The organism is Streptomyces sp. MI02-7b (assembly GCF_033793585.1).
Taxonomy (GTDB): Bacteria; Actinomycetota; Actinomycetes; order Streptomycetales; family Streptomycetaceae; genus Actinacidiphila.
Window position 1 is genome coordinate 132,900 of record NZ_JARAWX010000007.1, and the last position, 22,627, is coordinate 155,526.

26 protein-coding genes are annotated in these 22,627 nt (G+C 73.6%); 11 read left to right on the forward strand and 15 right to left on the reverse strand.

The annotated features are described in order from the left end of the window. Positions 1–71: 71 nt before the first annotated feature. Genes PV364_RS13630 through PV364_RS13645 form a run of 4 tightly spaced genes read right to left on the reverse strand, consistent with a single transcriptional unit; the run spans position 72 to position 3,730 of the window. Positions 72–1,268 carry an ABC transporter permease gene (locus tag PV364_RS13630; protein WP_319660172.1) on the reverse strand — a complete coding sequence of 399 codons (1,197 nt, stop codon included), beginning with the start codon at positions 1,266–1,268 and terminating at the stop codon, positions 72–74. Continuing rightward, entirely contained in the window at positions 1,265–1,975 is a 711-nt protein-coding gene (locus PV364_RS13635; protein WP_319660173.1) for an ABC transporter ATP-binding protein, read from the reverse strand. Before PV364_RS13635 ends, PV364_RS13630 begins: the two co-directional genes overlap by 4 nt. After that, the gene (locus tag PV364_RS13640) at positions 1,972–3,099 is read right to left on the reverse strand and encodes a hypothetical protein (protein WP_319660174.1); all 1,128 of its coding nucleotides are present in this window, start codon (positions 3,097–3,099) and stop codon (positions 1,972–1,974) included. The genes PV364_RS13635 and PV364_RS13640 overlap by 4 nt, the downstream gene beginning before the upstream one ends. Further along, a complete protein-coding gene (locus PV364_RS13645; protein WP_319660175.1) occupies positions 3,092–3,730 on the reverse strand; it encodes a hypothetical protein in 639 nt (212 codons plus the stop codon). The genes PV364_RS13640 and PV364_RS13645 overlap by 8 nt, the downstream gene beginning before the upstream one ends. A 123-nt stretch (positions 3,731–3,853) precedes the next feature. On the opposite strand from PV364_RS13645, the gene PV364_RS13650 reads away from it, so the two are divergent. Together PV364_RS13650 and PV364_RS13655 are read left to right on the forward strand one after the other, a co-directional pair. Further along, on the forward strand, positions 3,854–4,552 hold the full coding sequence (locus PV364_RS13650; protein WP_319660176.1) for a response regulator transcription factor: 699 nt from the start codon (positions 3,854–3,856) through the stop codon (positions 4,550–4,552). Continuing rightward, positions 4,549–6,411, forward strand: coding sequence for a HAMP domain-containing sensor histidine kinase (locus tag PV364_RS13655; RefSeq protein WP_319660177.1), 1,863 nt, complete (start codon positions 4,549–4,551; stop codon positions 6,409–6,411). The genes PV364_RS13650 and PV364_RS13655 overlap by 4 nt, the downstream gene beginning before the upstream one ends. Here the strand turns inward: PV364_RS13655 and PV364_RS13660 are convergent. Next, entirely contained in the window at positions 6,341–7,306 is a 966-nt protein-coding gene (locus PV364_RS13660) for a DUF1152 domain-containing protein (protein ID WP_319660178.1), read from the reverse strand. The two genes, PV364_RS13655 and PV364_RS13660, sit on opposite strands and share 71 nt — an antisense overlap. Before the next feature lie 227 nt (positions 7,307–7,533). Between PV364_RS13660 and PV364_RS13665 the strand changes: the two genes are divergently transcribed. Together PV364_RS13665 and PV364_RS13670 are read left to right on the forward strand one after the other, a co-directional pair. Beyond that, positions 7,534–7,920 carry a hypothetical protein gene (locus PV364_RS13665; protein WP_319660179.1) on the forward strand — a complete coding sequence of 129 codons (387 nt, stop codon included), beginning with the start codon at positions 7,534–7,536 and terminating at the stop codon, positions 7,918–7,920. A gap of 98 nt (positions 7,921–8,018) precedes the next feature. Continuing rightward, entirely contained in the window at positions 8,019–8,336 is a 318-nt protein-coding gene (locus PV364_RS13670) for a hypothetical protein (RefSeq protein WP_319660180.1), read from the forward strand. Between the two features lie 35 nt (positions 8,337–8,371). Here the strand turns inward: PV364_RS13670 and PV364_RS13675 are convergent, their stop codons facing one another. From PV364_RS13675 to PV364_RS13695, 5 genes are all read right to left on the reverse strand, one after another. Beyond that, positions 8,372–10,297 (reverse strand): sulfatase, encoded by a 1,926-nt coding sequence (locus PV364_RS13675; RefSeq protein WP_319660181.1) that lies wholly within the window; start codon positions 10,295–10,297, stop codon positions 8,372–8,374. Positions 10,298–10,398: 101 nt separating this feature from the next. Beyond that, the gene (locus PV364_RS13680) at positions 10,399–10,818 is read right to left on the reverse strand and encodes a hypothetical protein (protein ID WP_319660182.1); all 420 of its coding nucleotides are present in this window, start codon (positions 10,816–10,818) and stop codon (positions 10,399–10,401) included. A 3-nt stretch (positions 10,819–10,821) separates the two neighbouring features. Beyond that, positions 10,822–11,247: a hypothetical protein gene (locus PV364_RS13685; RefSeq protein ID WP_319660183.1), complete on the reverse strand. Its 426-nt coding sequence runs from the start codon at positions 11,245–11,247 to the stop codon at positions 10,822–10,824. Between the two features lie 19 nt (positions 11,248–11,266). Then, positions 11,267–12,871, reverse strand: coding sequence for a peptidoglycan-binding protein (locus PV364_RS13690; RefSeq protein ID WP_319660184.1), 1,605 nt, complete (start codon positions 12,869–12,871; stop codon positions 11,267–11,269). Between the two features lie 64 nt (positions 12,872–12,935). Beyond that, complete coding sequence (locus tag PV364_RS13695; protein ID WP_319660185.1) at positions 12,936–13,292, reverse strand: hypothetical protein; 357 nt, start codon at positions 13,290–13,292, stop codon at positions 12,936–12,938. 587 nt (positions 13,293–13,879) lie between these two features. Between PV364_RS13695 and PV364_RS13700 the strand changes: the two genes are divergently transcribed. Together PV364_RS13700 and PV364_RS13705 are read left to right on the forward strand one after the other, a co-directional pair. Continuing rightward, complete coding sequence (locus tag PV364_RS13700) at positions 13,880–14,095, forward strand: hypothetical protein (RefSeq protein ID WP_319660186.1); 216 nt, start codon at positions 13,880–13,882, stop codon at positions 14,093–14,095. A 106-nt stretch (positions 14,096–14,201) separates the two neighbouring features. After that, positions 14,202–15,116: a DUF4232 domain-containing protein gene (locus tag PV364_RS13705; RefSeq protein WP_319660187.1), complete on the forward strand. Its 915-nt coding sequence runs from the start codon at positions 14,202–14,204 to the stop codon at positions 15,114–15,116. A gap of 16 nt (positions 15,117–15,132) precedes the next feature. Here the strand turns inward: PV364_RS13705 and PV364_RS13710 are convergent, their stop codons facing one another. The 4 genes from PV364_RS13710 to PV364_RS13725 form a co-directional block, all read right to left on the reverse strand. After that, positions 15,133–15,744 (reverse strand): hypothetical protein, encoded by a 612-nt coding sequence (locus PV364_RS13710; RefSeq protein WP_319660188.1) that lies wholly within the window; start codon positions 15,742–15,744, stop codon positions 15,133–15,135. Between the two features lie 101 nt (positions 15,745–15,845). Next, on the reverse strand, positions 15,846–16,421 hold the full coding sequence (locus PV364_RS13715) for a hypothetical protein (RefSeq protein ID WP_319660189.1): 576 nt from the start codon (positions 16,419–16,421) through the stop codon (positions 15,846–15,848). After that, positions 16,414–16,965 (reverse strand): SigE family RNA polymerase sigma factor, encoded by a 552-nt coding sequence (locus PV364_RS13720; protein ID WP_319660191.1) that lies wholly within the window; start codon positions 16,963–16,965, stop codon positions 16,414–16,416. Before PV364_RS13720 ends, PV364_RS13715 begins: the two co-directional genes overlap by 8 nt. A gap of 186 nt (positions 16,966–17,151) precedes the next feature. Further along, complete coding sequence (locus tag PV364_RS13725) at positions 17,152–17,583, reverse strand: hypothetical protein (protein WP_319660392.1); 432 nt, start codon at positions 17,581–17,583, stop codon at positions 17,152–17,154. A 421-nt stretch (positions 17,584–18,004) separates the two neighbouring features. On the opposite strand from PV364_RS13725, the gene PV364_RS13730 reads away from it, so the two are divergent. From PV364_RS13730 to PV364_RS13750, 5 genes are all read left to right on the forward strand, one after another. Next, positions 18,005–18,289, forward strand: a complete 285-nt coding sequence (locus PV364_RS13730; RefSeq protein ID WP_319660192.1) for a zinc ribbon domain-containing protein — start codon at positions 18,005–18,007, stop codon at positions 18,287–18,289. A 45-nt stretch (positions 18,290–18,334) separates the two neighbouring features. Further along, positions 18,335–18,955, forward strand: a complete 621-nt coding sequence (locus PV364_RS13735; protein ID WP_319660193.1) for an AmiS/UreI family transporter — start codon at positions 18,335–18,337, stop codon at positions 18,953–18,955. Positions 18,956–19,023: 68 nt separating this feature from the next. Beyond that, positions 19,024–20,274, forward strand: a complete 1,251-nt coding sequence (fmdA, locus tag PV364_RS13740) for a formamidase (protein ID WP_319660194.1) — start codon at positions 19,024–19,026, stop codon at positions 20,272–20,274. A 155-nt stretch (positions 20,275–20,429) separates the two neighbouring features. Further along, complete coding sequence (locus tag PV364_RS13745) at positions 20,430–21,167, forward strand: carbonic anhydrase (RefSeq protein WP_319660195.1); 738 nt, start codon at positions 20,430–20,432, stop codon at positions 21,165–21,167. Positions 21,168–21,217: 50 nt separating this feature from the next. Further along, on the forward strand, positions 21,218–21,631 hold the full coding sequence (locus PV364_RS13750) for a VOC family protein (protein WP_319660196.1): 414 nt from the start codon (positions 21,218–21,220) through the stop codon (positions 21,629–21,631). Between the two features lie 11 nt (positions 21,632–21,642). Here PV364_RS13750 and PV364_RS13755 read toward each other — a convergent pair whose 3' ends face one another. Further along, a complete protein-coding gene (locus PV364_RS13755) occupies positions 21,643–22,437 on the reverse strand; it encodes a hypothetical protein (RefSeq protein WP_319660197.1) in 795 nt (264 codons plus the stop codon). Positions 22,438–22,627: the final 190 nt, after the last annotated feature.

Sequence of the window (22,627 nt, forward strand, 5' to 3'; positions counted from 1 at the left end):
CGCCTCGGCCCGACGATATCCCGCCCCCCGCCCCGGGGGGCGGGGTACCGCTGCCTGCCCCCGGGGCCGCGTCACACCGCCGCCAGCGCCTCCGTCGGGGGCAGCCGCGAGGCACGGACCGCCGGGTAGACACCCGCGGCCGCGCCCACGACGAGCGCGCCGAGCACACCCGCGGCGAGCGCGAGCGGCGGCAGGACCGGCGGCCACGACCGGGAGAGCGCGTAGCCGGCCGTCGCCGCCGCGCCCAGGACGGTTCCGGTGAGCCCGCCCAGGACGGACAGGGCGACGGACTCCGCGAGGAACTGCCCCCGGATCTGGCGGCGGTTGGCGCCCAGGGCCCGGCGCAGGCCGATCTCCCGGCGCCGCTCCAGCACCGAGACCACCATGGTGTTGGCCACGCCGATCCCGCCGACCAGCAGGGCGACCCCGGCCAGGCCCAGGAAGAGGGCCGAGAAGGTGTGCTGTGTGGCGCGCTTGGCGGCCAGCGCGTCCGAGGGGCGGCTGACCTGCACCAGGCCGGGCAGTTCGGGGTTGACGGTGGCGGGCAGCACGTCGCGCACCGCCTCGATCCGCGACTCGACCGCCTTGACGTAGATTACCGTGGGGTGGCCGTCGAAGCCCAGCGTGTGGCGGGCCGCGTCCCAGCCGACCAGGACGGAGGTCTCCAGTTCGGGGGTGAGCGGCATCGGCCGGAGCACGCCGATCACGGTGAACGCGTGGCCGTCGATGGACACCAGCGGCTCGCTGCCCGGGACGATCCGGTCGAAGCCCAGTCGGGACGCGGCGCGGGGGCCCAGGACGGCGGTCGGGAAGTGCTCGGTGGCGGGGGTGAGGAACCGCCCCGACCCCATACCGCCGCCGATCGTGTCCAGCAGGTTGGTCCTGGCGGCCAGGACGGTCATCCCGATCGAGTCGTTGGGATCGGCCAGATCGGAACGCCGCACCGTCGCATGGGTGTTGGCGACCGCGCTCGCGCTGGTGACGGGGCCGATGCGGGCGGCCATGGCGTCGGCGGCCTCGGGGAGCAGGGCTTCCGGCCCGCTGCCGGACGGCGGCGGCTGGGCACGCAGCATGTTGGTGCCCAGCGCGGACAGTTCGTCCATCAGCGCCCGCTGGCTGGAGGCGGGGATGCCGGTGACCACGACGAGCGTCGCGATGCCGATGGCGATGCCCAGCGCGGACAGCGCGGCCCGGGTCCTGCGGGTGCGCAGGCCCAGCAGGCCGAGCCGCAGGACGTCCAGGGGGGCGAGTCTGATGCGCTGGTTCATACGGGACTCCCGGCGGGGGTGCGGGTGGTGTCGGAGGAGATCCGGCCGTCGCGCAGTTCCACCCGGCGCGGCAGCCGGGCGGCGACGTCCCGGTCGTGGGTGATGACCGCGATGGTGGTGCCCTCCCGGTTGAGCGCGGTCAGCAGGTCCAGCACGGCCTGCCCGTTGGTGCTGTCCAGGGCCCCGGTCGGTTCGTCGGCGAGCACCAGCGCGGGCTCGTTGACCAGTGCGCGGGCGATGGCGACCCGCTGCCGTTCGCCGCCCGACAATTGGTGCGGCAGATGGCGGGTGCGGTGCGCCAGGCCCACCCGGGCCAGTGCCTCCTCGGCGCGCGGGCGCCGCAGCCGGCGCGGCACGCCCGCGTACAGCAGGCCGGTGGCGACGTTCTCCGCCGCGTCGAGGCCGTCGGTGAGGTGGAAGTGCTGGAAGACGAAGCCGAGCAGCCGGGCGCGCAGCGCGGACAGCCGGCCGTCGTCCAGTCCTGAGACGGCGTGCCCGGCGATCTCGACGGTGCCGGAGGTCGGCCGGTCCAGGGTGCCCATGATGTGCAGCAGCGTGGACTTGCCGGACCCGGACGGCCCCAGGATGGCCAGCAGTTCGCCCTCCCCGACGGTGAGCGACACCCGGTCCAGGGCCGTGACGCCGCCGGGGTAGGTCTTGCTCACCTCGTCCACGACGAGGACGGGCGCGGCGGGCGGCCTGCTCATGAGGCCGTCACCACGGTCATGCCCTCGCTGACGCCCGGTCCGCTGATCTCCACCAGGCCGTCGGAGAACATCCCGGTCTTCACCGCGACCAGGGCGCCCCCGGGCCGCTGCACCGCGTACCCGCCCTCCCGGAGTGCGACGAGCGCGGTGACGGGGACGGTGAGGACGCCCTTGCGCTCGGTGCTGGTGAACAGGACCTGTACGGAGGCGGAGTCCAGCGCCTCGACGTCCGCGGCCCGCCGCGGGGTGACGGTGACGGCGACCGTGGGCGGGCCGGCCTGTGCCTGCTCCTCGTCCGAGGAGCCGCCCTGGACGGCGCGGGCGACCACGGTGACGGTGGCCGGGACCTCCCGGTTGTCGGGCAGCGTGACGGTGACTGCCTGCCCGGTGCGGACGCCGCCCACGTCGGTGGCGTCCAGGGTGAGCGCCACCGACTTGGCCGTCGAGGTGTACGTCAGCAGGTCCCCCTCCGCGGGGTCCCCCAGGACGGCTCCGACGGTGTTCACCCGCACCGGCCCCGGCAGGACCACGGCCCGGCCGAGTGCGAGGGTGCCGGTCGCCTGCTGGCCGGTGTGCTGCTGCCACCGCTTGAGCGCGGCGCTCAGGGCGGGGGTGAACTCGTCCCCGCCGGACGCGCCGTCCGCCCCGGCCGTGCCGCGCGACGACCACCCGGTGTCCCCGGTGTCGTACCCCAGGGCCCTGAGGTTGTCGGCCAGCACCGTGACGTCCCGGCCGTGCAGCCCCGGCTTGTCCAGCGGGCGGAAGAACGGGGTGTCGCCGAAGAAGACGGTGACGGGCTGGTCGTTCACCCAGTACAGGGGCTTGCCGCGGGCGGCCCGCGCGCCGGGGGACGGCAGCCGGGTGACCGTGCCCGCGCCCTTGCCGCGCAGCGGCAGCGGCCGGCCGTAGCCGAGGGTGCCGGGCATCGTGCGGCGGGTCGAGAGGTCGGTCCTGGCCACCTTGGCGGTGTGGAGGTGGACCGGCTGCTCGGGCGCGGTCTCGTGACTGCCGGCCCGCGCGTTCCAGGCGAAGGTGCCCGCCCCGGCCGTCCCGGCGGACAGCAGGACGGCCAGGGTCACCGTGAACCGGTGCCGGCGGCGCACGTGGAGGCGGTGCTCAGCCATGCTTGCCGCCGAAGGACTTGACCTTGCAGCTCAGGTCGAGGTCCGCCGACTTCTCGGGGCTCAGGGTGTTCGTGCCGGTGTAGGTCCAGCCGGTGTTGCCCGGCAGCGCCGTGACGTGCAGGCCCCCGTCGTTGAGGCAGGCGATGTAGTCGCGGTAGTCCTCGTCGAAGTCGGGGTTGGTCTCGCGCTCGGTCTCGGGCGGCTGGAGGGGCAGCTTCCCGGCGCAGGCCTTCTCGGCGGCCTTGGCGGTGGGGCTGTTGTCGTTCTGGTCGACGGAGTAGGGGCCGCGCTGGAGGTTCATCTTGTGCCCGTGCTCCTTCAGGCACTTCCAGTAGCCCTCCCAGTAGACCTGCGTCTCGGCGTCGGTCATGTCCAGGCGCAGTTGCGGCCGGCCCTGGTCGGCGGCCGTGGAAGGGGAAGGGGCCGCGGCGGTGGGGGAGGTGTCCCCGGCGGGCGGGGCGGACGCGGTCTGCAGCGAGGCGACGTCGTCCTTGCCGGCGGCGGTGTCGCCGGCCGGGGAGGAGGAGCCGCCGCAGCCGGCCAGCAGCAGGGCGGAGGCGAGGACGGTGGCGGGGACGGCGGCGGCCCCCAAGGAGCGCGGGACGCGGCGGGGGATGCGTGAGCGGGTCATGCCGCCCCATCGTGGGCGGCGAATGTGGGGAAGCTGTCAGGAAGCGTTCGCGGTCCCTTGGTCCCGTCCCGGAAGCGCCCGCGACCAGGGAATCGCGTCATTTGTCATACCTATACTCCCGGCATGAGCGCACGCATCCTGGTCGCCGAGGACGACACCAAGCAGGCCCAGCTGGTCCGCCTCTACCTGGAGCACGAGGGCCACACGGTGACCGTCGTGCACGACGGCCGGGCCGCGCTGGAGGAACTGCGCCGCGATCCGCCGCACCTGCTCGTCCTGGACGTGATGATGCCCAAGGTCGACGGCCTCGACGTCTGCCGCATCCTGCGCCGCGAGTCCGACCTGCCGGTGCTGATGCTGACCGCCCGCTGTACCGAGGACGACCTGCTGCTCGGCCTGGACCTGGGCGCCGACGACTACATGGCCAAGCCCTACAGCCCGCGGGAGCTGGTCGCCCGGGTGCGGACCCTGCTGCGGCGGGCCCGCCCCGCGCCGGCCGCCGCCCCCCGCCCGGACCCCGTTCTGACCGCGGGCGGCCTCGCCGTCGACCCGGTACGCCACGAGGTGAGCTGCGACGGCGAGCCGATCGACTGCACACCGGGGGAGTTCCGGCTGCTGGAGACCCTCGCGGAGCAGCCAGGACGGGTCTTCACCCGTGAGCAGATACTCGCCCAACTGCACGGGACCGGGCGGTACTTCACCGTGCGGACGGTGGACACCCACGTGATGAACCTGCGCCGCAAGATCGAGCCCGACCCGGCCCGCCCGATCCGCCTGCTCACCGTCTACGGCGTGGGCTACAAGCTCGCGGGGGACGTGTGACCCGGCCGGGCCTGCGCGGCAGCCTGGTGCTGCGGTTGCTCGTCCTGTCCGTGCTGATATCCGTCTGCTCGATCGGCGCGACCGCCTGGCTCGCCGTCCGCACCACCGCGCGGGCGATCCACCAGGAGCAGGGCCAGGCCTTCGCCGACGACGCACGGATCTACGACGCGCTGCTGGGCCTCGCGGCGGGCCAGGACGACTGGCACGGCGCGCAGCCGCTGGTCGACCGGCTGGCGCGGAAGACCGGGCACCGGATCGCCCTCACCGACCAGAACCGCCGGCCGTTCGCCGACTCCGCCGGTTCCTCCGGCGCCCGTTCCACGCCGTTGCCCGACCGGGCGTCGGCGACCGTGGACCCCCTTGCGGTCGACTCGGTCTTCGTGCCCGGCGCGGTCGACTCCGACCGCATCGACCCGCGGGCGGTCGGCCCGTTCCGGCTGCCGCCCACCGAACGCGACCACCTGAGGGAACTGGCCCAGCGGAAGGCTGCCTGCCTGCACGACGTCTTCGGCATCGACACCACCGTCACCACGACGCCCAGCGGGCGGCCGCGGCTGCAGACCTACCTCGTGCAGCCGCCCCCCGGCTCCCGCTGCGAGGCGGTCGACCTGGGCGAGCCCACGGCCACCGAGGCCCGCGCGCTCGCCCGGCTCAACACCCTGGCCGACACCTGCCTCGCCCGCCGCGACGCCCCGCCCGTGCAGCTCGCCCTCGACCTGACCTGGACGACCACCGGGTCCCGGAGCCCGGCGGCCCGGCGCACGCAGGCGCAGTGCCTGGCCACCGCCCGCCGTGAGCAACTCACCCCGTACGTCGCCCCGCCCGCGCTGCTCTTCGTGGGCGCTCCCGACCCGGAGGCGGCCGTCCCCTCCTCCCCCTTCGACCTGTCCGCCCCCAACCGGGTGCGGATCGCCGGGGTTGTCGGGGGTGTGCTGCTGCTCACCGTGGCCGTCACCGTCGTCCTGGGCCTGCGGCTGGTACGGCCGCTGCGCGCGCTGACCGGGGCGGCCCGGCGGTTCAAGGACGGCGACGTCTCCGCGCGGGTGGCGGTCACCGGCCGCGACGAGATCAGCCGGCTCGCGGAGGTCTTCAACGACATGTCCCGGCGCCGGGCCGAACTGGAGCGGCTGCGCACCGCCATGGTCGGCGACGTGGCCCACGAGCTGCGGACCCCGCTCAGCACCATCCGCGGCTGGCTGGAGGCCGCCGAGGACGGCATCGTCCCCGCCGACCGGGCCCTGATCTCCTCGCTGCTGGAGGAGGCGCTGCTGCTCCAGCACGTCGTGGACGACCTGCAGGACCTCGCCGCCGCCGACGCCGGCGAACTACGGCTCCACAAGGGCCCGGTGGATCTCGCGGACCTGCTGCGCCAGGTCGCCGGCGCGCACCGCGGCCGCGCCGACAAGGCCGGGGTCGTCCTCGCCGTGGACACCGCCGACGACCTCGGCGGCCTGCACGGCGACCCGGTCCGGCTGCGTCAGGCAGTCGGCAACCTGGTCTCCAACGCCCTCCGTCACACCCCGGCCGGCGGCACCGTCACCCTGCGCGGCCGGCGCGCCGGCGACACCGCCCTCGTCGCGGTCGCCGACACCGGCACCGGCATCGCGGCCGAGGACCTGCCGCACGTCTTCGACCGCTTCTGGCGCGCCGAGAAGTCCCGCAGCCGCAGCACCGGCGGCAGCGGTCTGGGCCTCGCCATCGTCCGCAACCTCACGCAGGCCCACGGCGGTACGGTCGGCGCCGAGAGCACCCTGGGCGCCGGCTCGGTCTTCACCCTGCGGCTGCCGTTCAGTGGGGAAACGTCCGGGGCGGCCGCTGACGCGGAAGCCCGTCGCGGAACTCCTCGACGATCGAGCTGATCTGCCGGGTGAGCTGCGTGCCCTCCAGCCGGTCGAGGTACAGGTTGCGGCGGGCCAGGCCCACGGCGTCCACGCAGAAGTACAGCGCCATCAGCGGATTGACGAACAATTCGCTGTGCCGGGTGCGCTCGGTGAACTGCGCGTTCCCGAACTCGCCGCGCACGGCGGCCGCCACCGAGCCGTTGACGATGCTCGGGTGGTCGGGCGTCGCGGCCTGCGCGTCGGCGACCGCGTCCAGGTAGAGCGCTCCCTCGCGGCTGTCGCGCGGCAGGGAGAACGCGCCGAGGTACGCGCCGTCCCGTTCCAGCGCGGCCAGGTTCTCCAGCACCAGTGTGTGGTTGACGCCGTGGTACGCGTCCACCCCGAATCCGAGGCACACCACGAGGCGCTCGGCCACGTCGGTCAGCCCGTGGACGGCGCCGAGGCTCGCCATGTCCTCCTCCGGGGTGCCGAGACCGTGCTCGTCACCCCGCATCAGGATGTCGGTGCCCCCGTCGGCCAGCACGATCGCGTCGACCCCGCCCAGGTGCGCGATCAGCGCCCGGTAGGCCGCGCGCAGCGGCTCCACGCCCGTGCGCTCCAGCGCGTACACCGTGGACGGCATCCCCCGCCCCTCCAGCCACCGGGCGAGGCTGCGTTCCGGGAAGTACGTGCCGCGCGCCACGGTGTCCGGGCGGATCGCGGCGACGCCCGGCTCCAGCCACACGTCCGTGTCCAGGCCGTACAGATCCGCGAACGACAGGTTGGCCAACGCCACCTCCTTGCCGGCCGTGCGCAGCGCCAGCGCCAGGGGAAGCCCGGCGTACACGTCGAATCCGCCGCCCGCTCCGGCCACGAGCACCCGCCGGGCGTCCCGCAGCCGCGTGAAGAGGGCCGGCTCGTCAAGGGAGAGCACCGGGGGACGGTAACAGCCCCTCGCGGGACCGCCGCCCGGGGAGGCGTTGGGCCGTTCGGGGGAAAACCCCGGCGGGACGCGCGTGGCGACCGGGGAGCGGGCGGCGGACCGCCGGACGAGCTGGGACAAGCGGTGTATAACCGCGGTGTCGGGGTCGTGCGGCGGGGTCGCCGGCTCAGGGGCCGCGGGGTCGAGGGATACGGGGAACGGTGAAGAGGATCGCCCGAGTGGGAGTCGTCGTCGCGGGAGCCCTGGGTGCCCTGGCCACCGTGCCGGGGGAGGCCGCCGCCCAGGTACCGGGCCCGGAGCCGTCGCTGCTGCACGCGGTCGCGGGCGCGGACGTCGGCACGGTGCTCCAGGCGGGGCCCAACGTGGTCTGCGGGCCGCTGATCGGCTTCACCTACCACGGTCCCGTGACCTGCGTGAACGGCCCGATCCGCAGCGGCAACAGCCGCAACAGCGGGAATTTCGTCAACCGCGGCAACCCCAACAACAGCGGCAACCTGTCGAGCTCCAACGGCTCCACCGGTTCCAACAACGCGGTCAACGGCGACGCCGTGGACAGCGCCAACTCCACCCAGGTCATCCGGGGACAGGGCGGCCGGGGACGCTAGCCGGGGGCGTCGAGTGGTCGGGCAGGGGAGCCCGGCGGACAATGGTGGCGCATGTGCTGATTCCGCCCACGGGGGGCGTGAGGATCGAGAGGTCTGCGATGACACGAGCCGTGCGATACGCCCTCATGACCGCCGGCGCGGGGACCCTGCTGCTGGCCGGCACCGCGCCGGCGCTCGCAGCCGGGCCGGCCGACGTCCGCGCCCGCTGCACGCCGAACACCCGGGTCTGCGCCAACGGCCCGGTGGACAGCGGAAACCTCAACAACAGCCAGAACGTCACGATCAACGGGACCGCGAACAACAGCGGCAACCCCATCATCGCCATCGCCTCTCCGAACAGTTCCAACACCTACGACGGCTCGGGCGACAACAGCTGGAACAACATCCAGCAGCTCACCCGGGCCATCGGCGGCTGACGCGGTTCGCGCCGGTCCGTCCCGCGAAGGCCGCGCTACGGCGCGGTCTTCGCCCCGTAGGTGGTCAGGAAGCGGTTGCGGAAGGTGTCCATCCGCCACACCGGCGCGTCCGGGTGCGGCCGGAGGCCGTCCTGCCAGCCCCAGCCCGACATGCGGTCGAGCACGTCCTTGTCGTGGGCGACGATCGCGATCGGCACGTCGTGGCTCGGGTTCTTCCCGCTGACCATGGTGGTCGGCTGGTGGTCGCCCAGGAAGACCAGCACGGTGTTGTCGTTGCCGTACCGCTCCACCCACGACACCAGGTTGCTCACCGTGTACTCGATGGACTTGGCGTACTCCTGGCGCACCGAGTGCGCGCTCTTCCAGACGTCGTCGGGGTTCTTGCCCTCCTTGTTGATGGCGTTGAAGACCGAGCCGTCGCCGAGCTCGTCCCAGCCCACCGTGCGCGGGATCGGCGCCCAGGGGCGGTGGCTGGAGACCAGGATGATCTCGCTCATCAGCGGCTTGTCGTGCTTCTGGCCGTGCTCCATGCGCTGGAAGGCCTCCAGGCTGTACTGGTCCGGCACCGGCGACCAGCTGAAGTTGGGGCCCTTGTAGCCGAGGTGCTGGGAGTCGTAGACGTGGTCCAGCCCGTAGAACTTGCCCTCCGGCCAGGACCGGATGACACCCGGCATGATGCCCACCGTGCGCCAGGCGTCCGCCCGTTGGAAGGCGCCGGTGAGGGTGAGCCGGTCGCTGGAGGTGACGGTGCGGTAGCGCTGCTGGTTGTCGATCCACAGCCCCGACAGGAACGTCGAGTGCGCCAGCCAGCTCCCGCCGCCGAACGTCGGCGAGGTGAGGAACGCGCTCCGCGAGGAGAAGCCGGCCGCCTTCAGCCGGCGCGTCCCGTCCGCCAGCATCGCGTCCACCTGGGGCGCCATCTCCGGCGACTCGACCGCGCTGCGGCCGTAGCTCTCCACGAAGGCGAAGATCACGTCCTTGCCGCGCAGCCCGCTCAGCAACTGGTCCGGCGGCACGTCGGCGAACGGGTCGACGGCCGCCTCCTTGGCGAATTCCTTCGAGTCCGCCAGGCTGACCTGCGCCATGTGGACGTGGTTCGTGGCCTGTTCCACCGTGGTCTTCGCGGCCAGCGGATCACCGGCGATCCGCACCCCGAAGGCCGCCAGCGCCACCCACAGCGTCCCGAGCACCAGCGTGCCGCGGGTCGCCACGGCACTGTGCCGGGCGACGACGTCGCTCATCCGCACGAGGGCCAGCGTCATGAGCACGAGCAGGGCCACGACCAGCAGGATCGCCCCGATGACGGCGGCGACGGCGAAGGCCTGGCCGGAGGTCTCCTTCAGGTACTCCTCGCCGTCGCTGATCAGGGTCCAGTCCAGCACGGGGTCGAAGGGGCGGTAGAGCACCGACCAGAAGCCCATGTCGAGGAACTTCAGGAGGGTCAGCAGACCGAGCACGATGCCGAGCACGATGGCGGCGATCCGCCGCGGCCGCGGCGGGAGCAGCAGCGCCAGCCCCACACCGAGCAGGGCCTCCGCCGGGATCCGCGTGAACTGCGCGACCGTCAGCCTGTCCAGCGTGTCCGGCAGCAGCACGGCACCCAGCACGAGCACCGCGGCCAGCACGGTCGTCGCCGTCGCCACCCCTCGTGCCGCCCTCGGATACCGCCCGCGCCATCCGCGCGGGGTCTCGTCCCGGGCGGGCGCGCCGACGACCTCGGCCGGGTTCCCCCCGGCAGTCTCGGGCTCTGCGGCCTGAGCCGCCGTGTCGGGGTCGGGGTCGCCGGGCTCGGCCGGTTCGGGGGCGTCGGCGGCTTCCGTGGCCTCGGTGGACTCCGTCGCGGTGTCGGCCGGTTCGGCCGGGCCCTGCTGGGCCGCGGCGTCCTCGGGGACGCCGGTCTCGTCGGGCGGCACGTCCTTGTCCGTGCCCGGCGGCTGTTGAGAACGCGTGAAGAGCGACAACCCGAAGGTCCTTCCGTACGAGGCCCCGCTGACGGCGTGGCGGGCCGGAGTGCTGGACCGCCGCTTTCTACGGTGCTGTACGACCTCACGGTGCGCCAGGTTCAACGCCCCGGCGGGTTTTGCCTCCCCATTGCCACACGCAGACCCATGATGTCCGCGACGGCGGTCAGCCAGCGCGCGGTGGTCTCGTCGGTGTCGATGTCGACGCCGGCACCGGAGACGTCCGCCGCGATGAGCCAGCGCTGTGCGAGGGCGGTCGCCCGCGGGCCCGGCAGCGGCTCGGCCAGCGCGGCCGCGGCCTGCGTACCGCCCGCGCGGACCAGCCCGGCCAGTGCGGCGACCGCGCGCGGGCGGACGTCCAGCCGGGCCAGCAGGACGGCCGCGCCGACGGCCCCGTCGCCGAAGAGCGCGGTGCGCTGCGGCCCCGGACGGCTCAGGCCGTGGCGGAGCAGCACCGGCAGGTCCTGTTCGGCACGGTCGGCCAGCTCGGCTTCGGTGAGGGGAGCGGGGGACGGGGCCATGGGTTACCTCACGGTGACGGTGTACGTGTAGTAGCGGGGCACGGAATCGGTGGCGGTGTGCTGGGCGGTGACGCCCGGCGAGGGCGAGGCCGTGGGGCCCGCGCCCACGCATGTGCGGGCCGGGCAGTGCAGCAGCCGGACCTGCGTGCGGCCCGTGCCGACGGCCTCGAAGGCGAAGGTCTTCGCGCCGTCGTCCCCGTCCTCGGCGCCCGCGCGCAGCACCGCGCTGTCCGGGGCCGGGTCGACGCGGTACCACCACTCCCCCTGCCCGGGGTCGTAGGGCACGGAGATGCGGAACTCCTCGCCGGGCGCCGCCTCGATGGCGCGCGTGCCGGTGCCGTACTCCGCGGTGCCCGGCGAGCAGCCGGTCAGGCCGAGGAGCGCGGCGGCCGTCGTGGCCGCGGCGGCCGGGAGCGATCTGGTGTTCATCGGCGGTCCTCGGGCGGGTTCACTCGGCGGGCAGGTGGACGGAATAGGCGTCGGGCATGCGGTTGTCGGCGGTCCGGTCCATGCGGCCGTCCACGAAGTCGTCCTCGCTGATCCAGGTGGTGTGGCCCCAGGGGTTGTAGACCTGGAGCATGTCGCCCTCCTGGCCGACGATCATCACGGCGTGACCGACGCGGTCGCCGTGCTCGTCCTTCCCCTCGATGTTGACCGGCACCGGCTTGCCCTCGGCGACGGAACGCTCGATGTCCGGCAGCACGTCGCGGCGGGCGTCGGCGCTGCGGACGTCCTGCTGGTGGTACTCGCTGCCGGTGTGCGGGCTGATCTCCTTGTCGGCGATCTCGGTCTGCCCCTCCAGGTCCATGCCGGTGCGCTCGCGGCCGAAGGGGAAGTCGTACGCGTAGCCGCCGTCGCCCTCCTCGTACAGCCGTGACTGCTCGTCGCGGAGCCGTTCGCGGAAGGCGCCGGTGTCCTCCTCCTGCCCGCTCGGGCCGCCGGTCAGCTCCAGGGCGTAGACCGGGTCGACCATCGCCCGGCCGGTGACCACCGACGAGGGCACGCAGGTGGGGCCCTCCTGGGACCAGCGCTCGCCGTTGAAGTCGGCCTGGTCGGAGTTGACGTTGGAGCCGTCGGGGTTGCGGCCCTCGTCGGCGAGGCTGTCGTCGCGCGTGACATACGGCGTCAGGTGCCGCTGCAGCCAGACCGGGTCCCTGCCGTGGATCTTGTCGCGGAAGGCCGCGACCTCGTCCACGTCGTATCCCGCGGCCATGGCCTTGGTGAGGTAGGCGCGTTCCTCCGGGGTGGAGGCGTCGGCGAGCATCCCCTCGAAGCGCGCACGGTCGGCCGGCGACATCCGGTCCATGCGCTGTCCGGCGCGGTCCAGGTCGGTCGCGGTGAGGATCTCGTTGTGCTCGCGGTCCCCACCGGCCACGCCCGTGTCGGCGAGGGCGAGGCGGTCGGCGGCGGACAGTTCGCCGGTGTCCATGCGGGCGGCGCGGGCCTCGGCGGCGTACTTGTCGAGCTCACGGGCGGCGGCGCGCGCGGCGTCGTCGGCGGTGACGGCGGCGGCGTGCAGGCGCTCGGCCCCGGCGCCGGCGACGGACTGGGCGCGGCGGCGCTCGGCCTCCTCCGCGTCCTTCTCGACCAAGTCGTCGAAGAAGCCGTCCTCGTCGCCCAGGATCGTCAGCGCCTCGCGCAACTGCTCGCGCCCGCCGCGGTCCTCGGCCCGCGCGGACTCCACGGCCGTGGAGAGCGTCATCAGCGCGCCGCCCACCGCGCGGAAGGCGACGGCCATCTGCTCCGCGTCGCGGAAGGCGGCGGCCACGACGTCCGCGGCGCGCGCGCCGGTGTCGCCCACCCACACCTCCGGCAGTCCTGACCGGGCCACGGACTCCACCTCGTCGTGGACCTTCTCCGCCTGGTCGGCCTGCTTGCGGTAGGTGGTGCCCAGGGTCTCCAGGATGTCGGGGTCGCCCACCGGGGCCGACACCTCCAGGGCCTTCCTGATCGCCCCGATGAGGCTGTTCTTGCTGTCGGCGCCGGCGATGTCGTCCCGTGCGGCGCTCAGGCGCTCGCGGCGGTCGGTGGTGGATTCCCCCGTGTCGGGCATGGCTGATGGGTCCCCGTGGTGTCGTACGGCGGTGGGCAGGTGGCGGTGGATGCCGGCGTCGCGGCTATCCGAAGACCGAGCGCGGGCCCGCGGGTTCCGCCGGGACGGTTGTGGTCGCCGCGCGCCGGATCCCGTTCCCGGCCTCGTGCTCGGCGGTCCCGTAGGCACGGGCGGACAGGCGTACCCTGCCCGCGAGTTCGTGCAGTGCCTCCTCCAGCAGCCGGGCCTCGGCCTGCCAGGCGGCGGCGAACCGGTCGTACGCCGGGCCGGAGTCGGAGCCGCCGAGCGCGTCGGCGGTCCGGCACGGCTGCCGGGCGAGGATCTCTCCGATGCCGCCGGTGTCGTCCCCGGCGCGGTCGAGGCGGCCCGCCTGGTCGCCCATGCCGCCGCGCTGGACCTCGTACCCACCCGAGCCGCTCATGCGCATCCCCCGAATCACGCGTACTGGCCGGTCACTTGACCGCCGGCGACTATAGCAATACCCCTCCTTTACCCGGCCCGGCCCGGCCCGGCCCGGCCCGGCCCGGCCCGGCGTCAGCGGTCGCCGGTGGTCGTCGGATGCGCCCCCGCGCCCGGCGGTTGATCTCGAAGGTGACCCCCCCTGCGGGGTCCGGCTCAGCTCCGCGGTCCACGCGACCGGTCCGCGGAAAGGGCCGAGGCGGGCGCCGACGGCGTCCTCGTACCCGGCGCGACCGATCCCGGGGAGCCGCGGCGACGGCCGCGCAGATCCCGGTCCCCGTCAACGTCCCGTCGTGCCCGGCCTTTCCCTGGCCGAGCTCGGCTCCGGGCATCCGCCGCGTCAGCACCGGCTCCCTGCCGTACCGCTCCGCCCTCGACGCCGCGGTCGGCACGGGCGCCGGCTCCTGCGGTACGAGGAATCCGCCCGCTGACCGCGGTTCCTGGGCCGGACGGGTGAAGCCGGGTCCCGGAACGCAACCGGCGCTTCCCCGGCGGCAGTCCTGCAGGGCAAGTCCGGTCGATTCCGTCCGAGATCCGAGGGGAAACACCATGAGCCTTCTCGATGCTCCGCTGCGGTCGCACGACATCACCCCTGCCCTCTCCGCCGTCGACGCCCGCTGGGTCGACCTCCACGCCGCCCTCATCGCTGCGGGCGTCCCTCCGCTCCCCGGCGACAGCACCGCCGTCCGTGTTCTCGCCCGGAGTCTCGACGACGCCACGGTCGGCGCCGTCGTCGCCTGGATCGACAGCGCCGCCGCCCGCTGACGCGGCGCGGCGGCTCAGGCCGTCCGGCCCGCTCTGTGACGAGGGCGTTACCGGAACTGTGGCCTCCACCACGGTCGGTACGGCGCCGCCCTGATGGGGTGGGCGGATGCGCACCCTTCCCCTCACCGTGTCTGCCGTGCTGGCGGGCGTCCTGGTCCTCACGGCCTGCGGAACGCGGTCGGCCGGTATCCCCGGCGGCGGCGTCCCGCGGGCGGCCGGGCCGTCGTGCCGGCCCGCACCGGCGACCGCCGGTGCCACCGGTGCCACCGGGGAGGACGGGACGGAAGGCGTCGGCATCGTGGGCTCGGACGTGGCGTCGCCGTCCTGCGGTCCGGCGCTCCAGGTCACCAACCACGGGTCGGAACCCTTCACCTACACCGTCACCCTCTCCTTCTCGACCGCCTCCGGAGCGGCGATGGACAGTACCGAGCAGACCGTCGCGGCGGTCGCTCCCGGCCGCACCGTCAGGCGGCCGGTGGACCTCGCCGCCGGCGGCGTACGGAGTGCGGACCTCCCCCTGTACGTCAAGGTCCTCCAGGTCCGCAGCGTCCCGACGGACGAGGCGCCCGCGCCGGCCGGATCCTGCCCGTCCTCCGGCGTGCGCGTCACCGCCGACCGGGGCGACGCCGCCATGGGACTGCGGGTCGTGGGGCTGCACCTGGAGAACTGCTCGCAGGCCCCCCACCGCGTCGAGGGCTACCCGCGACTGCAGCTCCTCGACGCGGCCCACCGGCCCGTCACCGGCATCAGGATCCTCCACGGCAGCGAGACCCGCTCCGTGACCACCGGCTTCGACGACCCGCCCCGCCCTGTGACCCTCCAGCCCGGCGAGACCGCCTCCGCCGGGCTGATCTGGCGCAACACCGTCACCTTCGGCGACCCCGTCAACGCTCCCTACGTCCGGGTCTTCGCCGAGCCCGGCGCGAGCCCCGTGATGGTGACGCCGGAACTCGACCTCGGCACGACCGGGAAGCTCGGCGTGAGCGCGTGGCAGAAGTCCGCGATCGACGCGTGGCGTTGAGCGCGGGGTCGCGCTGTCACGGGGTGTAGAGCGACTGCAGTCTGACGACGCGGCCCTGCGCGTCGAAGCTGAGGTCGTAGCCGAGCCCCTCCCGGAAGGACGGCGACCGGGCCGTCAGCCGCTTGACGAACTCGGCCGCCGAGTAGGAGGCGGGAACGGAGTCGTCCCCCAGGGGGACCGACAGCAGGACGCGGCCGTCCGGGGCCAGAGGGACGGTGACGTAGGGCCCTCGGCTCGGAATGATCCCCATGGCCTCGGTCGGCTCGGTGGAGATCGCCTTACGGGCGGACCGCACGGACAGGTAGGTCCGCCCGCCGGTGGTCCATGCGTTCTGCATCTGCACGAACTGCTTGGTGCCGGCCCAGCGCGCCGCGTCGGCCGGGGGGACGGACGCCACCGGGGAGACCGGTTCCGACGCCTGCGGGACCCCCGGGGTCGACGCCACGGCGGAGGGCGCGGCCGGCGCGGAGGTGCCTGACGGGTCGCCGGCGACGCCCTGCCTGTCGGCGGCACCGGAGCCGGAGCCGGCACCGGAACAGGCGCTGAGCGCAAGGCAGGTGAGGGCGGCCAGGGTGCCGGCCCAGGCGGCGCTCCGGCGGTGTGAGGTGAACATCGTGCGGTGTCCCATCGGTTCGGTGATCGGGATACGTACACGGCCTCTACGCACGGGCCCGCCGCGGCGGTTACACCCCGGAGGTCACGACGTCGTAAAGCCGCCCCGGCGGGCCGTCACTCCTCCGCCTCGCGCAGCGACACGACCCGGCCCTCGGTGTCGTAGTCGATCGCGAACGTCCACCGCGGGCCGCCGGCCAGCCGGCCGACCAGTTCGGACAGGCGCAGGTCCGAACGGTGACCACCGGAGAGCAGGCGCGCCTCGACCAGGGTCGCGCCGGGCAGCGTGAGGGTGTGGACGGCCCCGGTGGGCGTCGTGCCGCCCGGGCCCGCCCGGAGCTGCTCGACCGTGACGCGCACCGAGTCGCCCTGGGCCACCGCGTCGTAGACGCGGCCCAGTTCGGCGGCGTACTCCTCGTCCGGGGCGGGCGAGGGAGTGGTGAAGGGCGGGGGAGCCGGCGCCGGGGTGACGGCGGCGGGCCGGGGCCCGGGGACGGACCCGGCCAGCGTCACGCCGCCCGCGACCAGTGCGCACGCGAGCAGGGCGACGCCGCCCGCCGCGGCCGTCCGCCTGCGGCGCAGCCGCCGCTCACCGCGCGCCCGCACCTGGTGCGCGGCGAGCGGCACGGCGAGGCCCTGCCCCGACTCGGCCAGCCCGGCGAGGCGTCTGCCCAGTTCGGTCTCGTCAGCCACGTTTCCCCTCCGGCAACCGGTCGGCCCGGGGATCCAGGTCCGTGTGTTCCAGCAGGCGCGCGAGGGCCGCCCGCCCCCGGCTCAGATGCACCTTGACGGTACCGACCGGCGTCCCGGTCTCGGCCGCCACCTGCTCCACCGACAGATCGCACAGGTGGTGCAGCACCACCGCCCGTCGCTGCGCCTCGGGAATCCGCCGCAGCGCCTCGACCAGCACCACGTGGTGCGGCTCGGGCGGCGGCACCGCGGCCGGGGGACCCTGCCGGCGGGCGAGGGCCAGCGCGCTTCTCATCCGCCGCCACCGGCTGACGGCCAGCCGCCACGCCACGGTCCGCACCCACGCCTCGGGCGCGCCGTCCAGGTCCAGCTCGGCCCGCCGCTCCCACGCACGGGCGAAGGCCTCCTGCACGACGTCCTGCGCCTCCGCGAGGTCGCCCGTCATCGCGTACAACTGGCCGATGAGACGGCCCACGCTCGCGCTGTAGAAGGCGTCGAAGTCGGCCTCCTCCGTACCGCGTTCCGGCAGGTTCTCGGGCAGTCGCATGCCTCTTTCCCGGTCCCATGCCGCGGCCCGCGCCCCCGCATGATCGACGATGCGGCGCCCATGGTGCCGACCGGGCCCGCACGGCTTCAAGCGGCCCAGGGTACGGCGAAGGCCCCGACCGCTTCACGGCCGGGGCCCTCGGCACGCCGTCGGCGCCGGTCAGCACGGGGTCGGTCCCGCGCGGGATCAGTTCGCGGCGGGCTGCCCGCCGATTTCGCAGGCCTGGCAGGGCGGCCGGCCGCAGGTGCACTGGGTGATCGCCGCCAGCACCCCGTGGTCGTGGTACAGGCACTCGTCCCGGCACGTGTGGCGGGGGATGAAGCCCGCCTCGATCTCGCCGGGCCACGGCTCGTGCCCCTCACGGCAGCGGGCGAACCGCTCCGGGTCGGTGGCGTGCAGCTCCCGCATGGCGGAGCGGGCGTCCTCCTCCAGCTCCCGTACCCGCGTCACGAGCGCCTTGAGCTCGGCGGCGATTCCGGCGTAGTGGTCGGCCCCGGTCCGTACGTGGGCGGCCCGCAGCGCCATGGCGGCGTTGCCGAGGAACCGGCCGGCGTCCTGGAGGTCGGTCACGTGGTGCAGCTGAATGCCCGTCACACCCCGTACCCACACGGCGTCCATCGTCACGTCTCTCCGCCCTTCCAGTGCTCTCCGGCGTTCTCCGGTGTTCTGCACGCCGTTGCCGCCGCATTTCTCGGGAAAGGCGGCCGGACACCGACGCTAAATCCGCCGGTGGTGGGCGTCCAGGAAAAGGACAGTGAATCGCCTCACAAGGTGCGCGGCATCGGCGCGCCGTGCCCGGCGCGAGGGGCGGCGGAATGTGCGGGGCCGGTCACCCGGAGCCACGGCGCCCGGTCGCGAACAGGGCCGAAAGTCCCGGGAAATGGGGACTCCAGTCGTTCCCACAATCCCCCTGAGTCACCTTGACAACGGTGTTGCCTTGGCGTCTCCTGGAATAAGGGATCGTTCCCCGGCGGGCGCCGCGGAAATGGGCGCGGACGCCGAGGTCGGCCGAAGTGCGCCGTTTCACGGAGGCAACTGCATGGCGACCTATGAATACTTCTGCGACCACTGCGGTTCCTTCGAGGTCAAGCTCGCGATCGGCACCGCTCCCGGCGGTCACGGCTGCCCCGCGTGCGCGGGCCCGGCGCGGCGGGTCTTCTCCGCCCCCTCGCTCGCCATGACGCCGCCGTCGGCCGCCTCCCTCAGGGAGCGGGAGGAGCGGTCCCGCGAGGCCCCGGACGTCGTGTCCGCCGTGCCGTCCCGCCTGCGCCGCCGGCCCGAGCCGGCCCCGCATCCCGCGCTCTCGCGGCTGCCCCGGCCCTGACCGGGCGAAGTCCCGTCCTTCCGCGTACCCAGGAGGTGCGTCCCCGTGGCCAACGTGGGACTGCTCTTCGTCGGTGCGGTCCTGTTCATGAACGGCCTGCTGCTGTTGGGAAAAGCCGACCCCAGGTCCGCGGCGGTGTTCAACCTCTTCATCGGCGCACTGCAGGTCCTCACCCCGACCTATCTCATCTTCACGTCCGGCAATGACCCGGACAAGATTCTCTCGGCGTCCGGCATCTATCTGTTCGGATTCACCTACCTCTACGTGGGCATCGTCCTGCTCGCCGGCATGGACAACATCTGCGTCGGCTATTACTCGCTGTTCGTCGCGGTGGTGGCCCTGGGGTATTCGTTCGCCAACTTCCACCTCCTGAAGGACTACCCCTTCGGCGTGATCTGGCTGTACTGGTCGTTCCTGTGGGGCCTGTTCTTCCTGCTGTTCGGTCTCCGGCGGACGGAACTCACCGTTTACGTGGGCTGGGTCACGGCCATCGAGGGCTGGGTCACCGGAGTGATTCCCGCGGCGCTGCTGCTGTCCGGCTACTGGAAGCACACCACGGAGATCGCCATCGCCCTGGGCGCGTTCGCCGTCGTGGTGTTCGGCGTGCTGTGGCCGCTGACCCGGAAATCGCGGCAGGCGGCCCGGATCGCCGGAGAGGCGACCTGACCCGACCCACCCCGACCCACCCCCACCCGGACCCCAACGGATCCGAAGAAAGACGAGGAGAGGCTGTCATGCCCGACGTAGTTTTCAGCATCGACCAGACCAAGTCGATGCGGGAGCAGGCCACGCCAGGACACAACAGGTGGCATCCCGACGTCCCGAACGTCGCCATGGTGAAACCCGGGTCCGAGTTCCGGATGGAGTGCCGTGACTGGACCGACTGCCAGATCGGCAACAACGACTCCGCCAACGACGTCCGCGACATCGACCTGACCGTTCCGCACATGCTCAGCGGCCCGATCGGCGTCGAGGGCGCGGAACCCGGCGACCTGCTCGTCGTCGACATCCTCGACCTCGGCCCCGTCCCCCAGCAGACCGGGGACGCGGCCGGCCAGGGCTGGGGCTACACCGGCATCTTCGCCAAGGCCAACGGCGGCGGTTTCCTGACCGACTACTTCCCCGACGCGTACAAGGCCGTGTGGGACTTCCACGGCCAGCAGGCGGTCTCCCGGCACCTTCCCGGCATCCGCTTCACCGGCATCACCCACCCCGGGCTCTTCGGCACCGCGCCCTCCGCCGAACTGCTCGCCCGGTGGAACGCCCGCGAGCAGTCGCTGATCGACACCGACCCGCAGCGTGTCCCGCCGCTCGCCAACCCCCCGGACGCCGCCAACGCCCTCGCCGGCACGGCCACCGGCAGCCTCGCCGCGCGCATCGCGGCGGAGGGCGCCCGCACGGTCCCGGCCCGCGAGAACGGCGGCAACCACGACATCAAGAACTTCACGCGCGGCTCGCGGGTCTTCTATCCCGTGCACGTGAAGGACGCCAAGCTCTCCGGCGGCGACCTGCACTTCAGCCAGGGCGACGGGGAGATCACCTTCTGCGGTGCCATCGAGATGGGCGGCTTCATCGACTTCCACGTCGACCTGATCAAGGGCGGCATGGAGACGTACGGCATCTCCACCAACCCCGTCTTCATGCCCGGCAACGTCGAACCGCGCTACTCGGACTTCCTGTCCTTCGTCGGGATCTCCGTCGACCAGGACACCGACACCAACTACTACCTCGACGCGACGATGGCCTACCGCCGCGCCTGCCTCAACGCCGTCGAGTACCTCAAGCGCTTCGGCTACAGCGGCGAGCAGGCCTACCTCCTGCTCGGCTCCGCCCCCATCGAGGGCCGCATCAGCGGCATCGTCGACATCCCCAACGCCTGCTGCTCCCTCTACCTGCCGACCGCGATGTTCGACTTCGACGTCCGCCCGTCCGGCGCCGGCCCCCTGCGCGCCGACCGCGGCCGGGCCGCCCTCACCAGCACCTGACCCCACTCCTGCCCCCACCGCCGCCGTGCGTGGGCCGTCGGTGTTAACGGTGCGCGCGTCCACCGGTGCCTGCCGCCGGATCGGCCGTACCGGGCCGAGGATTCGCCGTGGCCGAGACGTACGGACGGCTCCGACGGCAGTGAGGGGAACAACCGATGGACAGCGCAGGACTCCCGCGGCGCAGGGCGCTGCTCGCCGGCGGCCTCGTGGTGGCCGCCGGCGCCCTCTCGGCGTGCTCGTCGAAGACCGTCGTGCCGAGCGCGATGACGTCCGCGCCGGGGCAGTCGAGGCCGCGCACGCCGTCCGAGGCCTTCGACCGGCTGATGGACGGCAACGAGCGCTGGGTGAACGGGAACCTCCAGCACCCCGACCGGGACCCCGACCGCCGGGAGTTCGTCGCCATGAAGCAGGAGCCCTTCGGGGCGGTCCTGTCCTGCATCGACTCCCGCGTCCCGCCCGAGCTGCTCTTCGACACCGGCCTCGGCGACCTGTACGTGATGCGCACCGGCGGGCAGGCGCTCGGCCCCGTCGTCACCGGTTCCGTCGAGTACGGGCCGATGACCGGCGGCACCCCTCTGGTCGTCGTCCTCGGCCACCAGCGGTGCGGTGCCATCGAGGCGGCGTACAAGGCGATGCACGGGGGCACGGCGCTGCCCGGCAACCTGGAGGCGATCTCCCGGGCCCTGCGCCCGGCCTACGAACAGGCGGTCGAGAAGGGCGGCTCCGACCCCGTCGAGACGATGACCCGCGCACAGATCAAGATCACGGCCGATCAACTGCGGGGCAACCGGGACCTCGCCCCCCTGGTGAAGAAGGGCGGCCTCGCCGTGGTCGGCGCCTACTACTCGCTCGACACCGGGAAGGTGCAGGTGCTCACCGGCGCACCTGCCTGACCCGGCGCCCATCCATGGACAGGGCCGCCGTTCCGGGGCAGACTGCGCCCGTGCGATCCCGGACCGAAGGCATGTGGTGGGGAACCGCGATCGAGGCCCCGGACCCCGGCGCCTTGGCGAGGTTCTACTCGGAGCTGCTCGGCTGGCCCATCGGGCACGAGGAACCGGGCACGGCCGTCGTCGTCGCGCCCGGGGGCCCCGTCTACCTGGTGTTCCAGCAGGCGGACGGCTACCGGCCCCCGGTCTGGCCGCCCGCCGAGGGGCAGCAGCGTCCGATGATGCACTTCGACTTCCAGGTCGGCGACCTCGACTCCGCCGTCGCCGACGCGATCGCCCTCGGCGCCTCGCCGGCCGGTCATCAGCCCCAGGAGAACGTCCGCGTCCTCCTCGATCCGGCCGGCCACCCGTTCTGCCTGTGCAAGGAGGCGGACGAGGCCGGCGTCGTCGTGCAGGACGGCTCCTGAGGGCGCCCGGGTCACCTGCCGGGGCGCGGGAACGCCGTCTCCAGGGCCTTGGTGACCATGGCGAGCGTGCCGTCCGCCGGGCCGCGCACGCAGACGGAGATCCGCAGCTCGAAGGGCTTGCCTGAAGGAGCCGTCCGGCCGTGGCCCCAGCCGGTGGTCCCCACGCTGCCCAGCAGCGTGCGGCAGCCCTTCCCGGCGGCGGTGGTGCCGCTCATCGCGAGCGGCACAGCGTCGCTCGCCTTGCCCGTCACATCGCTGCGGAACGAGATCAGGACGCCGCCCTGGTGCAGTGACGCCAAGGGCCGGCAGGTGGTGAGCAGTTCGTCGGGGGAGCCGGTGCACAGGGTGTGGGCCGGGGCGTTCAGCGGCTGCGAGGAGACGTAGCCGACCACACTGCCCTGCGGGTCGGTGACCTCCAGGGCGTGCCAGCCGAGCGGCACCTGCAGCGACAGTCCACCGAGTCCGGGCAGGCGAAGGGTCGTGAGCCCGGCGTCGACGGTCGCCGAGGCCGTTGGTGTGGCTGTGCCCGTGCCCGCATGGGAGGACGGCGCGGCGGGTGTCACGCCCCGGTCCGTTCCGGCCCGCGACGACCGCGGCCCCGGTACGACGACGGCCACGGCCACGACGGCGGCGAGCGAGACGGCCGTACCGATCGCCACCCGGCGCCGCCGTTCGCGCCGCCGGACTCGCAGCGCGATCCGGACCAGCCGGTCGGCGGGCGTGGCCGGTCGCGGCACGGCGTCCCTCAGGAGGAGCCGTACGGCCCGCTCCGCCTCGCTCCACCGCCCGTCGGCCGTGGTGCGCATGCGCCTCACTCCCCTTCGCCGGCCGGGACGTCGCCGCGCGTTCCGTACGCGGCGGCAGGCTCAGTGCCCACGCTCGCCTCAACCGGGCGGAGCCCCCTTTCGGTTGCCCGGCGGCGCGCGGTTCCTCCGGCACGTCCATGCCCGCGGCCACTGTGATGTGCGCCACATCGCGAACGGGGGATACGCCCTG

What these genes read in the sequence shown, in the direction of transcription:
- PV364_RS13630 (WP_319660172.1), bottom strand. Translation starts at nt 1,268, where the DNA reads ATGAACCAGCGCATCAGACTCGCCCCCCTGGACGTCCTGCGGCTCGGC.
- PV364_RS13635 (WP_319660173.1), bottom strand. Translation starts at nt 1,975, where the DNA reads ATGAGCAGGCCGCCCGCCGCGCCCGTCCTCGTCGTGGACGAGGTGAGC.
- PV364_RS13640 (WP_319660174.1), bottom strand. Translation starts at nt 3,099, where the DNA reads ATGGCTGAGCACCGCCTCCACGTGCGCCGCCGGCACCGGTTCACGGTG.
- PV364_RS13645 (WP_319660175.1), bottom strand. Translation starts at nt 3,730, where the DNA reads ATGACCCGCTCACGCATCCCCCGCCGCGTCCCGCGCTCCTTGGGGGCC.
- PV364_RS13650 (WP_319660176.1), top strand. Translation starts at nt 3,854, where the DNA reads ATGAGCGCACGCATCCTGGTCGCCGAGGACGACACCAAGCAGGCCCAG.
- PV364_RS13670 (WP_319660180.1), top strand. Translation starts at nt 8,019, where the DNA reads ATGACACGAGCCGTGCGATACGCCCTCATGACCGCCGGCGCGGGGACC.
- PV364_RS13680 (WP_319660182.1), bottom strand. Translation starts at nt 10,818, where the DNA reads ATGGCCCCGTCCCCCGCTCCCCTCACCGAAGCCGAGCTGGCCGACCGT.
- PV364_RS13685 (WP_319660183.1), bottom strand. Translation starts at nt 11,247, where the DNA reads ATGAACACCAGATCGCTCCCGGCCGCCGCGGCCACGACGGCCGCCGCG.
- PV364_RS13690 (WP_319660184.1), bottom strand. Translation starts at nt 12,871, where the DNA reads ATGCCCGACACGGGGGAATCCACCACCGACCGCCGCGAGCGCCTGAGC.
- PV364_RS13695 (WP_319660185.1), bottom strand. Translation starts at nt 13,292, where the DNA reads ATGAGCGGCTCGGGTGGGTACGAGGTCCAGCGCGGCGGCATGGGCGAC.
- PV364_RS13700 (WP_319660186.1), top strand. Translation starts at nt 13,880, where the DNA reads ATGAGCCTTCTCGATGCTCCGCTGCGGTCGCACGACATCACCCCTGCC.
- PV364_RS13705 (WP_319660187.1), top strand. Translation starts at nt 14,202, where the DNA reads ATGCGCACCCTTCCCCTCACCGTGTCTGCCGTGCTGGCGGGCGTCCTG.
- PV364_RS13710 (WP_319660188.1), bottom strand. Translation starts at nt 15,744, where the DNA reads ATGGGACACCGCACGATGTTCACCTCACACCGCCGGAGCGCCGCCTGG.
- PV364_RS13720 (WP_319660191.1), bottom strand. Translation starts at nt 16,965, where the DNA reads ATGCGACTGCCCGAGAACCTGCCGGAACGCGGTACGGAGGAGGCCGAC.
- PV364_RS13725 (WP_319660392.1), bottom strand. Translation starts at nt 17,583, where the DNA reads ATGGACGCCGTGTGGGTACGGGGTGTGACGGGCATTCAGCTGCACCAC.
- PV364_RS13730 (WP_319660192.1), top strand. Translation starts at nt 18,005, where the DNA reads ATGGCGACCTATGAATACTTCTGCGACCACTGCGGTTCCTTCGAGGTC.
- fmdA (WP_319660194.1), top strand. Translation starts at nt 19,024, where the DNA reads ATGCCCGACGTAGTTTTCAGCATCGACCAGACCAAGTCGATGCGGGAG.
- PV364_RS13745 (WP_319660195.1), top strand. Translation starts at nt 20,430, where the DNA reads ATGGACAGCGCAGGACTCCCGCGGCGCAGGGCGCTGCTCGCCGGCGGC.
- PV364_RS13755 (WP_319660197.1), bottom strand. Translation starts at nt 22,437, where the DNA reads ATGCGCACCACGGCCGACGGGCGGTGGAGCGAGGCGGAGCGGGCCGTA.